Origin of the sequence: Streptococcus oralis ATCC 35037 (assembly GCF_900637025.1) — a bacterium.
Classification (GTDB): domain Bacteria; phylum Bacillota; class Bacilli; order Lactobacillales; family Streptococcaceae; genus Streptococcus; species Streptococcus oralis.
Genome location: NZ_LR134336.1, coordinates 1,646,953 through 1,660,840 on the forward strand (window position 1 = coordinate 1,646,953; position 13,888 = coordinate 1,660,840).

General features: G+C 40.4%; 8 protein-coding genes. 3 read left to right on the forward strand and 5 right to left on the reverse strand.

What is annotated here, in order from left to right; genetic code table 11:
* Positions 1-270: 270 nt before the first annotated feature.
* Together EL140_RS08215 and pflB are read right to left on the reverse strand one after the other, a co-directional pair.
* A complete protein-coding gene (locus EL140_RS08215; protein WP_000045550.1) occupies positions 271-4,350 on the reverse strand; it encodes a Spy0128 family protein in 4,080 nt (1,359 codons plus the stop codon).
* A gap of 320 nt (positions 4,351-4,670) precedes the next feature.
* Positions 4,671-6,986 carry a formate C-acetyltransferase gene (gene pflB / locus EL140_RS08220; RefSeq protein ID WP_000260610.1) on the reverse strand — a complete coding sequence of 772 codons (2,316 nt, stop codon included), beginning with the start codon at positions 6,984-6,986 and terminating at the stop codon, positions 4,671-4,673.
* A gap of 232 nt (positions 6,987-7,218) precedes the next feature.
* Between pflB and dinB the strand changes: the two genes are divergently transcribed.
* On the forward strand, positions 7,219-8,280 hold the full coding sequence (gene dinB, locus EL140_RS08225) for a DNA polymerase IV (protein WP_000904546.1): 1,062 nt from the start codon (positions 7,219-7,221) through the stop codon (positions 8,278-8,280).
* 34 nt (positions 8,281-8,314) lie between these two features.
* Here the strand turns inward: dinB and EL140_RS08230 are convergent, their stop codons facing one another.
* The gene (locus EL140_RS08230; RefSeq protein ID WP_000273564.1) at positions 8,315-9,160 is read right to left on the reverse strand and encodes an undecaprenyl-diphosphate phosphatase; all 846 of its coding nucleotides are present in this window, start codon (positions 9,158-9,160) and stop codon (positions 8,315-8,317) included.
* Between the two features lie 59 nt (positions 9,161-9,219).
* On the reverse strand, positions 9,220-11,115 hold the full coding sequence (locus EL140_RS08235; protein ID WP_000747705.1) for a DUF2207 domain-containing protein: 1,896 nt from the start codon (positions 11,113-11,115) through the stop codon (positions 9,220-9,222).
* 129 nt (positions 11,116-11,244) lie between these two features.
* Between EL140_RS08235 and EL140_RS08240 the strand changes: the two genes are divergently transcribed.
* On the forward strand, positions 11,245-12,810 hold the full coding sequence (locus EL140_RS08240; RefSeq protein ID WP_000732047.1) for an ABC transporter substrate-binding protein/permease: 1,566 nt from the start codon (positions 11,245-11,247) through the stop codon (positions 12,808-12,810).
* On the forward strand, positions 12,807-13,547 hold the full coding sequence (locus EL140_RS08245; protein WP_000189490.1) for an amino acid ABC transporter ATP-binding protein: 741 nt from the start codon (positions 12,807-12,809) through the stop codon (positions 13,545-13,547). Before EL140_RS08240 ends, EL140_RS08245 begins: the two co-directional genes overlap by 4 nt.
* A gap of 92 nt (positions 13,548-13,639) precedes the next feature.
* Here the strand turns inward: EL140_RS08245 and EL140_RS08250 are convergent, their stop codons facing one another.
* Positions 13,640-13,855, reverse strand: a complete 216-nt coding sequence (locus EL140_RS08250) for a capsule biosynthesis transcriptional regulator (protein WP_001130031.1) — start codon at positions 13,853-13,855, stop codon at positions 13,640-13,642.
* Between the last annotated feature and the right edge of the window lie 33 nt (positions 13,856-13,888).

Consider the following 13,888-nt stretch of genomic DNA (forward strand, 5'->3'; position numbering starts at 1 on the left):
CCCTTTCTAGGGTATCTATCGTACATTTTCAAGAAATAGAATCATTGAAAATGAAGTTTTCTAAGGAATTCATTTTCCTTATGTTCCTACTATACCACTTTGGTCAGTAAAAGTCAATAGCATTTTGACCAAATTTGACTATTTTTTAAAAAAATTTTTTGAAGTACAAAAAAGCCCCTAGAAAACGAATTTTCTAGAGACTTTCTCTATCAAGTTTAAGAGAGAAGAAATATTCTCACTTACCAAGTTTCATGTTTCTTCTACAAAAGCTTAAGCTTTGCGTTTTACGAAGAATACCAATCCACTCAATGCCAAGACTACAAATCCAAGCGCAGAAAGGATAGAGGTTGCTTCCCCTGTGTTTGGAAGTTCAGCTTTACCTTTAGTCTCAGTAGCTGGAGGTGCTGGTTTTGGATCCTCTTTTTGTCCTGGATCAGTTGGTTCTGTTCCTGGAGTTGGATTTGTTCCTGGATTATTTGGCGTTGGATCTGGTGTTGGTGCTGGATCTGGCGTTGTTCCTGGATTATTTGGAGCTGGATTTGGATTTGGTTCTGGTATTGGTGTTGGAACAGTGTATTTATTTGTAAATACAACTTCTTTACCATCGGTATACGAAACCTTTGCAGTCAAGAGACCTTGATCATCCGCAACTACAGTGACTGTTACGGTATGCTCAGTCTTATCGTATTCAATACCCTCTTCAGTACCAACTTTTTCAACCAAGGTATAAGTATGAGTACCTGCTTCTTCGAATGAACGAACAAAGGCTACTTTACCTTCGGCAGTATTCTTAGCTTCTGCTACAACTGCGCCTTTCTCTTTCAATTCGAAAGTATAAGCATCAGCCGCAAGTTCTTTACCTTCAAGTTTCTTAGTTGCTTCAATCGTAGCTTCTACCGCTGGTGCTTTGAAGCTATTCTTGAAGACACTACCTGCTGGATATTCAACAGCTGCCTTCAAGGCATTTGTTGCTGCATCTTTGGTTACTGTTACCTTTGCAGTCTTTTCTGTATCGTAAGTAATACCAGTTGCTCCAGCATTCACTTCTTTTACAGTATAAGTATGAACACCTTCTGCATCATAGTTGATTGTATTAAATGTTACTCTTCCACCTTGGTTTGTTTTTGTATCAATTTTTTGTCCATCTTTGTACAATTCAAATTGGAACTCACCATCAACCAAAGTACGACCAGTCAATTCTTTCGTAAACTCAAGTGTTGCTGATGTAGCTGTTGGAGCTGGTGCTGTATAAATATTTGTGAAGACCCGTTCTGTATCCGCATCTTCTACAGTCGCAACCAATTGGCCTTTACCATCATCCGCAACAGTGACGAACACTTCATACGCAGTTTGATCATAAGTGATTGTTTTATCGTCACCAGCTTTTTCAGTAATAGTGTAAGCGTAATCGCCTGCTGCTGAGAAAGTGACGTTGAAGACAACTTCTCCTGAGGCAGTATTCTTAGCCGTAGCTACAAGGTCTGAACCTTCTTTCAGTTCGAAAGTATAAGCATCAGCTTCAAGCGCTTTTCCTTTCAAGACTTTCTTAGCTTTGATTGTAGCCTGCGCAGGTTCCGCTTTATAGTCATTAACGAAAACTGGTGTTTCACTTGTAACTGTCGCGACAAGTTGACCTGAGCCATTATCTTTCACTTCTACAGTTGCTGGATGTTCTGTTTTATCATAAGTTACACCAAGTTTATTGCCAACCTTTTCTGTAATAGTATAGTTATATACTCCTGCTTTTGAATAGCTAATTTCAGAAAAACGAATCAATCCACCAGCAGCATTCTTTGCTGTCGCAACAACCTTATCACCCTCTTTCAGTTCAAACTCAAACTCATCTATCTCTAGCTCTTTACCGTTCAAAACTTTTTTAGCTTCAATAGCAATTTTTGCTGGAGCTGCTTTATAAGTGTTGGTGAAGGTTGGGTTGTTACCTGCAACAGCCGCCTCAAGTTGACCTTGACCGTTATCTGTAACGTTTACTGTCACTTCATGTGTAGCAGTGTCGTATGTCACACCTGCTTCGCTACCTGCTTTTTCTGAGATAGTGTAAGTGTGGTCGCCTGCTTCATTGTATTCGATTTCTTTGAAAGTAACAGTACCGTCTGCAGCGTTTTTAGCTGTCGCAACGACTTTGTCACTTTCTTTTTCTTTAAGTTCAAACTCGTATTTATCAGCTTCAAGTTTTTTACCATCCAAAACTTTAGTAGCTTTGATAATTTCTTTTGCTGGAGCTGCTTTATAGGTATTGGTGAAGGTTGGGTTGTTACCTGTAACAGCTGCAACAAGTTTTCCTTCCCCGTTATCTGTAACTTTTACCTTAACTTCGTGTTTAGCAGTATCGTATGTCACACCTTTTTCACTACCCGCTTTTTCAGTGATAGTGTAAGTGTAATCACCTGCTGTTTCGAACTCAATTTCTTTGAAAGTAACGGTGCCGTCTGCAGCGTTTTTAGCTGTCGCAACGACTTCTTCACCTTTTTTAAGTTCGAATTCGTATTTATCAGCTTCAAGTTCTTTACCGTTCAAGACTTTCTTAGCTGTGATAGTTTCTTTAGCTGGAGTTGCTTTATAAGTGTTAGTGAAAGTTGGTTCTGCAGATGTGACAGTTGCTGTTAAAACTCCACTTTGGAAAGTTGCTGCTACAGTAACTTTCTTGGCTTCTGTATCAAATGTAACGCCTGCAACTGCTGTTGAAGTGTCCTCTTTGATGATGTAGTGATAAGTTCCCGCACCTTTTACTTGGAGATTCTCAAAGGTAATAGTTCCATCAGCTTTTGATTTTGCTGTGGCTACAGGGTCCTTCAAGTTCTCTGCAGAAAATAGGTTAAAGGTAAACTCATCCGCTTTTGGAAGTTTATCTGTACGTCCTTCTACTACTTTCTTAGCCGTCACATTGAATACAGCTGGAACAGGTTCATCTTTAAGATGAATAGTAGAACCCGCAGCACCGAGTTTAACTGTATACTCTTTTTCATCTAGTTTATAACCTGCTGGGGCAGTCTTCTCTTTGATCTTAAACGTTTTACCTTCCCATTTCTGATCATAAGTTTTCGTAAGCGCTACTCCTTTTTCATTCGTAGTCACTTCTGTTGTTTCACTTGCATCATCTGCTGCTGTCACAGTATATACCGCACCCGAAACCGGAGCAAGAGTGAAGGCATCAGTCTTATGAATCTTAATTTGGTAAGCAGTAGATGCTACAATCGTTCCAGAAATCAAAGACGTCGCCTCAGCTGTCATATCAAGTGCTCCCGGACGACTTGTATTCTGTGCTAATTTAGTCCCGTCAGCCAATGACAGAGCAACCCTATTTCCTACTTTACTTCCATCATTAGGAGTTGTTGTGTTATAAGATACTATATAAGAGGTCGTTCCATCTTTAAAAATGATATCGAATGAAGTATAGTTTTCGTTCCACGAAACGGTATAGTCTTGTCCCTCCGTTAACAATACTGCATCATCTGGAACAGCAGAAGTCCCAACAGTGATATTTGCCTTATACACTTTTAGAGTCTCAGGAATATACTGTGCAGGAGTGTAACTAGTATCATCATTTGGTATAGTATCATGTAATACAATATTTTGTCCTAAGTCTTGTTTCTCTGTATTTACACGTACGCGCCAGGTAGACCATGCATCTCCCTTGCTAACCGAACCAATCTCAGCCAGTTTTGGAGAGTTCCAATTTTCAAGGGCAGCACGACCCCCAATTTTAGCATAATTTTCAGTACCAACTTTGGGACCATCGATTGTTTTTGATGAATAAATGTGAGTCACTTCTTGCTTCAATGAGGATGAATTAAAGTTAATACGGGTTTTATTCTGATCCTTTAAGAATCTAAAAGTAACAGAAAAATTCCCTGACACATCCTTTACCTTATCTCCACCAGTTTTCTCTAGATATTTATCCAAGTTTTTTAAGGTGATTTTTGCTTTCCCACCTTGATCAGTACCATTTGAAGTCACTTCTGCTTCTCCAATAGTAACTTTTGTTGTCGGATCAATTAAATCCTGACTCCCTTCATAAACTGCCATAGGAGCAGGTATATCAAAGGTAAAATAATCTCCATTATTCAGATGTTCATTATACTGTTTGAGATCAAAGGTCACGCGAAGCTTATATGCTAAATTCGTACGAAGCGAGAAATCTCCTTCTGAACTCACATTTTGCTTAGTGTCTGAAGCATCTAATAGATCGATGCCTGTAATTACTTGTGTCAATTCTTTTGAAACAGGATTATCTGCTTTAACAATCCCTACCAAAACAGATGCTAGAGCTAAAATAGCAAAAGTTAACGCAGAAAATTTAGAAAGCATGTTTAACGCTTTGCTTTTCGACATTTCTTCTCCTCTTTTCTATATGAAATTTTTATTTCTAATCTCCCTAAGAGATTACATCATACCATTTTGACAACCCCTATCACTAACTAGAGTTTATCTGATATATTATAACATTTCAATACAATCTATTCAAGTATATTAACTTAAAAATACACGTATTTGCACCATTCTATAACCTAGCCATTCAATTTTGAACTATTTATATCGGTAAACTGATATAAATAGCTTAATATATATTATATCTACAATTAGGCCAATCTTTGATATTATAGTAAAAAGCCAGTCATTTTGACTGGCTTTCTTTTCATTCTAATTGAATCTTAGCTCAATGCGTCATCCATTGAAAGAACTTCGTGGAAGACACGTTGTGTCAATTCAGTTTTTTGTTCTGGAGTGAGGTATTTAGTGTTTACACAGTATCCAGAGATACGTACGATAACGTCTTCACCTGACATGATCTTTTCGTAAACATCGTTCAAGTCCATAACGTTCAAGTTAACGTGTTGTCCACCGTTTTCGAAGTAACCATCAAGGATTGTTACCAAGTTATCAACTTGTTCGTCACGAGTCTTACCAAGAGCACGTGGAGAAACTTGAGTTGTCAATGAGATACCGTCAGCTGCGTAACCAAAGTCAAGGCTAGCAAGTGAGTTCAAGTTTTGCAACCATCCACCTTTAGCTTTGTTAGATGGGTTCGCACCTGGTGAGAAGAATTCAAGTTTAGACAAGTTCACAGAACCATCTTCGTTGAGGTATACACCTTTGTGGACTGGTGAGTTACCAGTTTGTTTAGAGTAAGCAACGTTAGATGTGATTGTCAATAGTGATACTGTAGCTTCTGCGTCTTTGTAAAGTTTGTGGCTACGTAGACGAGTTGTATAAGCTTCGATCAACCATTCTGCCAATTCGTTTGAACGTGGGTCATCTTCACCCCAACGTGGGTATTCACCGATTGTTTCGTAATCGTAGATGTATCCATTTTCGTCACGGATTGGTTTAACGGTAGCGTATTTGATAGCTGACAATGTATCAACAGTGTTAGCAAATCCACAGATACCGAATCCCATGTTGGCACGTTGTTTAGTTGGCAAGAAGGCCATTTGAACAGCTTCGTAGTTGTACTTGTCAGTCATGTAGTGGATGATGTTCAAAGCATCTACATAAGTGTCAGTCAACCAGTCAAGAGATTTTTCAAAGTTCGCTTTAACTGATTCGAATTCAAGAACTTCGTCACGGATAGGATCGATGTCAAATACTTTGTAGTCTTTGTGAACATCGTCGTAACCACCGTTCAAACCAGTAAGAAGGGCTTTCAAAACGTTTACACGAGCACCGAAGTACTGGATGTTGTGGCGTTGATCTTCGTTTTCTGGGTCAAGTGGTGACACACAGCATGAGATACAGCTCATTTCTCCGTATCCGTCTTTAGCCATTGTTGTTACACCTTCGTATTGGATAGAAGAGTGTTTGTGGCTCATATGCATACAGTAGCGACGGAAGTTGTATGGCAATTTATCAGTCCAAAGAACTGTCAAGTTTGGCTCTGGAGAGTTACCGATGTTGTCAAGAGTGTTCAAGAAACGGTAGTCCATCTTAGTAACACGGTGACGACCATCGTTACCCATACCAGCCATAGAAGTTGTGATGAAGGTTGGGTCACCTGAGTACAATTGGTCATAAGCTTTTGTACGAGCAAATTTAACTGTACGAAGTTTCATAACGAAATCATCAACGAACTCTTGGATTTCTGATTCAGTAAATGTACCACGAGCAAGGTCACGTTCTGCAAAGATATCCAATACGATTGGCACACGTCCTAGAGATGTAGCAGCACCATTGATAACACGGCAGACAGCCATGAAGGCGATGTTAACCCATTGGATGGCTTCTTTCGTGTTCATCGCTGGTTTGCGGACATCAACTCCGTAAAGATCACCCAAGCGAACAACTTGTTGCAATGCTTGGTACTGAAGGTTTACTTCTTCACGAAGACGGATTGTTTCTTCATCGATTTCTTTGATCGCATTCCAGTCGTTTACTTTTTCTTGCATCAAGTAGTCTGCACCGTAAAGAGCAAGACGTGCGTAAACACCGATGATACGTCCACGTGAGTAGGCATCTGGAAGACCAGTTACAGTGTGAGCGTGACGAGCGCGACGAATGTTTGAAGTGTAGGCACGGAAGATACCGTCGTTAACTGTTGTTACGTATTTAGTGAAGATTTCGTGAACAGCTGGATCTGGTTCGTATCCATTTTCTTTCAAAGTAGTTTCAGCCATACGGATACCACCTTTTGGCATGAAGTTCAATTTGAAGAGTTCATCGTTTTGGATACCGAAGATAACTTCATTTTCTTTGTCGATAAATCCAGCAGGAATATCAGCAATAGATGTTGGACGAGTGTCCATTGGGAAACGAGTTTCTTCGTAGTGTGCTTTTGTTTCTTCTACGATTTTTTTGATGTGAAGTGAACGTTCTGTTGGTCCAGCAAGGAAACTTTCATCTCCATCGTAAGGTGTGTAGTTAGCTTGAACGAAGCGAGAAATACTTGCTTTTTCTTTCCAATCTATGCCTTTGAAGCCTTCCCAAGCTTTATCAAAAATATCTTGTGCTTCAACAACTGTCTTAACAACCATGTTAATGTCCTCTTTTTTCTAGTAACAGTCATCTGTTACATTCTTGAGTCAAGTATACCATACAGTAACCGATTTCAACAAGAGAAAATCGGCATTTTAGACGCTTTCTTTTATAATACAGTCTCTTTTTTATTCTCATCTGTATTATATTTTTGAAAGTAGGGTTGAACTTTCCCATTTTTTCAGAAAAAAGGGTATAATAAATAGAAAATGACACTAGAAAGGGATTGGAATGCTCATATTTCCATTGATAAATGATTTGTCCAGAAAAATCATCCATATCGACATGGATGCCTTTTTTGCTGCGGTGGAAATCAGAGATAATCCTAAGTTAAAGGGCAAACCTGTTATCATTGGAAGCGACCCCAGACAAACAGGTGGGCGTGGTGTCGTTTCTACCTGTAGCTACGAGGCACGAGCTTTTGGTGTTCATTCGGCCATGAGCTCTAAAGAAGCTTATGAGCGCTGTCCCCAAGCTGTCTTTATCTCTGGAAATTATGAAAAGTATAAGGCAGTGGGGCTTGAGATTCGAGCTATTTTTAAACGCTACACTGATTTGATTGAACCTATGAGTATTGACGAGGCATACTTGGATGTGACGGAAAATAAACTCGGTATCAAGTCAGCCGTCAAAATAGCTCGTCTCATCCAACAGGATATCTGGCAGGAGCTACACCTGACTGCTTCTGCAGGCGTCTCTTATAACAAATTCTTAGCTAAAATGGCTAGTGACTATCAAAAACCACATGGTTTAACAGTCATCCTCCCAGATCAGGCTGAGGATTTTCTCAAACAAATGGACATTGCAAAATTTCACGGTGTGGGCAAAAAAACAGTTGAACGCCTTCATGAAATGGGCATTTATACTGGCGCAGACTTATTGGATGTCTCAGAAGTCACTTTAATCGATCGATTTGGCAGACTCGGTTTTGATCTTTATCGAAAGGCTCGTGGTATTCATAACTCACCAGTCAAGTCCGATCGCATTCGTAAGTCCATTGGCAAGGAAAAAACCTATGGAAAGATTCTGCAAGTAGAAGAAGACATCAAAAAAGAGCTGACTCTACTCTCTGAAAAGGTAGCTCTCAATCTCAGCACGCAGGACAAAGCTGGAAAAATCATTATCCTAAAAATACGATATGCTGACTTCTCTACTCTAACTAGACGAAAAAGCCTCCCACAAGCAACACAGGACGCTAGTCAGATTTCTCAAACTGCCCTTCAACTCTACGAAGAACTAGCTGACAAAGAAAAAGGTATCCGTTTACTAGGAATTACAGTGACAGGATTTTAAAAAGCTTGAAGGAAAATTCCCTCAAGCTTTTTTCTTATACAAACAAACGCACAAAACTATAAAGCAACAAAACACTACCAAGTACGATACGGTATTTACCAAAGAGTGTAAAGTCGTGTTTCTTCACATAGCTGGTCAAGAAACGAATGGCAACCATGCTGACTGCGAAGGCAACACCCATAGCAACCAAGAGCAAGAACAGTTGTCCAAAACTCAAGAGTTGACCTGCTTTGATAAATTTGAAAATCTTTAAAGCACTAGCTCCGAACATAACAGGAATTCCGAGATAGAAGGTAAACTCTGTTACGACAGAGCGGCTCGTTCCATTTAACAAACCACCAACGATAGTCGCACCAGAACGGCTCGTTCCTGGGAAGAGAGCGAGGACTTGGAAGAGCCCAATGTAAAGGGCTGTTTTATAAGGCAATTTGTCTAGCTCTGTTACTGTTGGTTCAATAGCTTGGGCCTTATTTCGTTTTTCAAGATAGATAAAGGCAACCCCATAGATAATCAACATGATCGCAACCGAAACCATGTTATGGAAGTTGGCATCAAACCAATCATCCAATTTAAAGACCAATAGTAAAGGCAAGGTCGCAACGAAAACTTTCGACCACAATTGCCAAGTTCTACGAACTTCTACCTTAGTTTTACCATGTTTGAAGGGATTGAGCTTATTAAAGTAAATGACCATAACTGCTAAAATGGCACCAAGCTGAATGACAACATTAAACATAGACATGAAGGCTTCATTCTGGTCCTTGTATTGTACAAATTCTTCAACCAAGATCAAGTGGCCAGTACTTGAAATGGGCAACCATTCAGTAATTCCTTCAACAATCCCAAAAAAGATTGACTTCAAAATTTCAATAAAATACATACATTACTCCTTTTTCTGTCCTCTATTATAACATAATTTCAGATGTTGCGATAGATTTTTTAGAAGGCGCCGATGCTACCACCGCCTCCGCCTCCTGAGAATCCTCCACCTGAAGAACCACTTCCAGAAGATACAGAGTAATTGCTAGCTGTATTTGCGACAGCAGTATATTGCTTGATTTGTGCAGTTGAGGTGTAGAACTGTGAGTGCCAACCATAGGCTACATAAAGATTCAAATCTGGATTTTCAAGCTGAATATGGCGAACTTTCATTAACTTGCTTACCTTCTTGGCATAACCAAAGAGAGTCGCATAGACCAGTAGACGGTTCCAAAGGACGATGCTCTCTAGCTCGGCCTGATCCAGATGAGCGATGTCGCGAAGCATATTTTCAAAACTCGTCCAGAGATAGAAGATCTCCGCTCCTTCCTCTGTTAGAACTCCATCGCGATAGGCTCCTCGCGTGGCAAGGTAAACCCAGAAACTAGTCCCTAATCCTGTCAATCCTAAGAGTAGAAATGGGATTGAAAAGAAGCCATGTGTTTGCCAGCTATAGTAAAAGAATAGCAATCCACCTAGAGCTGTTATGGCTGAACAAACTCGCATCCCGAGAGCAAGGCGGCGTTCCTCGCTTGTCAAGGGACGATAGTAGCTTGGGATACGAAGTACATGGACCTTATCCTTGACACAAGACTGAATGCGTTGAAGTCTTCCTTCAAAGGAGCGTTTGAGACGCGAGCCTGTTTCTCGGATATGTTTTTCATCTGACTCTTTGGCACCACGGTAAAGGGAAGATGAAACTTGGTAATCAGGGAAGAGCTCTGAAATAGCCAATTCTTTCTTATTTGACAAGGTCATGCGCAGACATTCTTTCTCAAAATTGGACAAACCCTTTTCACTGATAATGCGCACATAAGGTTCCTCATCACCTTGGAAAATAGATAAATGGCCTCGATCTACTAAATCCAACAAGGTTGCCTGAATCAAACGTTCAAAAGTAAATTTACCAAACCCTGATTTGTTTAGGGGATTGACTTCCTCTAAGGAAGTTGAATACACTGCTTCTGCTAAAACCATTGGAGGCAAATCCATCGGTGGTTCGTAGAGTCGATGATCTTTTGGAAAGACCTTTTTAATGCTTGTACTCTGACGAAACATCCTATAGAAGATAGGAACTAGAAGTAAGAGGCTCATAAAAATGACGGGAAATACCCATTTCATCAAAATCTCACTTTGCGCTTTTTCTGTCGCTATATTGCTTTCAATCCGGTTAAAATCGGTTAAACGTTCTTCCTCTAATCCTTGATCTGGAGCTCCTGCAAAAGCACTTCTCGGCCAGTAAGCATGTAATTCGATTTGACTCTTTCTAGGAAGGTCTTTCATTTTGACATGATAGAGATTATTTACTTTTTCAACACTAGAGTCCCTTAGGAGTTGGCCTGCATGAAAATAGAGTTTCTCTGCTGGGGTATCAGAGCTAACCTTAAACTCAATCTCTTTGATATCTCCAGTACTATCTGTCAAGGGTTGCCAATTTAGCTCTGCGATATCCTTATATAAGAAGAGAAGGTTTGTTAGTTTCCAGGTAACCGTTACACGAACAGTATCTCCAGCATATCCAGCATTGTAAATTTTTACCTTGTAACCGTCCTCTTCCTCCATAGTATAGAAGGAAGCATTTTGAACAATTCTGCCATTTTTAGAGACCTGAACGGTCGGATCGGGATCAATGTCAAATCCTTCTGGCATTTTCCCAGCTTTCCCGAGTCCAACTAACTGACCATTATAATCATCTCCAAAGCGGTAGGTAATTGTTTCCTTAAAAATTGCAGTATTATCTGCATGAATATTCAAATCACCCTGATAGGATAAGATATCAAAGTCTACTGCAAAAACTAGGCTCGGTATAAATAATAAATAAGCAAATACCAAAGCCAACAGCCATCTTTTTTTCATAATCGGTTCCCTTTCAATCTTTTTACCATTATATCATTTTTTATAAGTAAAGGCTTACTTGTATTGAAAATCTCACTATTTTTAGATACAATAGAGGGAGTCATTTTTAGACTAGAAATAGGAGAAAACATGAAAAAATTATGCTTATCTATCCTTGCTAGCTTAGCCCTTACCTTAGGACTAGTTAGCCAAGTCCAAGCCGACGAATATTTACGCATCGGGATGGAGGCTGCTTACGCCCCCTTCAACTGGACCCAAGACGACGATAGTAACGGCGCCGTCAAAATCGACGGTACCAACCAATATGCCAACGGCTACGATGTTCAAATCGCTAAAAAGATTGCCAAAGACTTAGGCAAGGAACCTTTGGTTGTGAAAACCAAATGGGAAGGACTTGTTCCAGCACTTACTTCTGGCAAAATTGATATGATCATTGCCGGTATGAGCCCAACCGCTGAACGCAAACAAGAAATTGCTTTTTCAAGCAGTTACTATACTAGCGAACCGGTTCTATTAGTCAAAAAGGACTCTGCCTATGCCAATGCCAAATCTTTAGAGGACTTTAGCGGAGCAAAAATCACGTCTCAACAAGGTGTTTACCTTTATGACCTGATTTCCCAAATTCCAGGTGCCAAAAAAGAAACAGCTATGGGTGACTTCGCCCAAATGCGTCAAGCTCTGGAGGCCGGTGTTATTGATGCCTATGTTTCTGAACGACCTGAAGCAATGACCGCTGAGTCTGCTAACGCTAAGTTCAAAATGATCCAACCTCAACCAGGTTTCAAAACTGGAGAAGAAGATACAGCTATTGCCATTGGACTTCGTAAAGATGACAGCCGCATCAGCCAAATCAATGCGAGCATCGAAACCATCTCTAAGGATGAACAAGTAGCCCTCATGGATCGTATGATCAAAGAGCAACCTGTGGAGTCTACAACAACGGAGGAAGAAAGTAGTTTCTTTAGCCAAGTCACTAAGATCCTTTCTGAAAACTGGCAACAACTCTTGCGTGGTGCTGGTATCACACTCCTAATCTCCATTATCGGAACCATCACAGGTCTCCTTATCGGACTTGCAATCGGGGTCTTCCGTACCGCTCCACTATCTGAGAACAAGGCAATGTACGCCCTACAGAAATTAGTCGGTTGGATTCTCAATGTCTATATCGAGATCTTCCGTGGTACACCGATGATTGTTCAATCCATGGTTATCTACTATGGAACTGCCCAAGCTTTTGGTATCAACCTTGACCGCACACTAGCTGCTATCTTCATCGTCTCAATCAATACGGGTGCCTACATGACAGAGATCGTCCGTGGTGGTATCCTAGCAGTAGACAAGGGACAGTTTGAAGCTGCAACTGCTCTCGGTATGACCCACAATCAAACCATGCGTAAGATTGTCCTACCTCAGGTTGTCCGTAATATTCTACCCGCTACTGGTAATGAGTTTGTCATCAACATTAAAGATACCTCTGTATTGAACGTTATTTCAGTTGTTGAGCTTTATTTCTCAGGAAATACTGTAGCAACACAAACTTATCAATACTTCCAGACCTTTACCATCATCGCCGTGATTTACTTTGTCCTCACCTTTACTGTGACCCGTATCCTACGCTTCATCGAACGTCGTATGGACATGGATACTTACACTACAGGTGCTAACCAAATGCAAACGGAGGATTTGAAAAAATGACACAAGCAATCCTTGAAATCAAACACCTCAAAAAATCCTATGGGCAAAACGAAGTGCTAAAAGACATTTCTCTCACCGTCCATAAAGGAGAGGTTATTTCCATCATCGGGAGCTCTGGAAGCGGAAAATCAACCTTCCTTCGTTCAATTAATTTACTCGAAACACCTACAGAGGGAGAGATTCTCTATCGAGGAGAAAATGTCTTAGAAAAAGGCTATAACCTCACCCATTATCGTGAAAAACTCGGTATGGTTTTCCAATCTTTCAATCTCTTTGAAAATCTGAATGTCCTTGAAAATACGATCGTCGCCCAAACGACTGTACTCAAACGCGACCACTCTGAAGCTGAAAAAATTGCCAAAGAGAATCTCGAAAAAGTCGGTATGGGAGAACGTTACTGGCAAGCTAAGCCCAAACAACTCTCAGGGGGACAAAAACAACGCGTGGCTATCGCCCGCGCTCTCTCCATGAATCCTGATGCCATTCTCTTCGACGAACCAACATCTGCCCTTGACCCAGAAATGGTCGGAGAAGTTCTCAAAATTATGCAGGATTTGGCTCAAGAAGGCTTGACCATGATCGTCGTAACCCACGAGATGGAGTTCGCTCGCGATGTCTCTCACCGTGTCATCTTTATGGATAAGGGTGTCATTGCTGAAGAAGGCAAACCAGAAGAACTCTTCACGAACCCTAAAGAAGAACGGACAAAAGAATTTCTTCAACGCTATCTCAGCTAATAAACAAAGACTGCATAAAGAATGCAGTCTTTTTAGTTTGTAATTGTAAAGAAAAGGCAGACTCGAATCAGGAATCTGCCTGTGACCACAGTTTAATCTTCAAATTTTTCATGATTTTTTTCATAGAAATCGATTAAACCAAGAGCTGTTTCAAATGAAATATTTTTAACTTTTGCGCGTCCTTGTGCTAGAGCAATGATAGACATTTCACGCGCATTCGTTTCTTTAGAGATACGGTAGCCTGTGATTTTCTTATCACGAACCCAGCCAACAACTGCTTCTACTTTTTCAAAGTTCGACTTAGCCATGTTCTTCTCCTAAATTATTCTTTACAATACTTA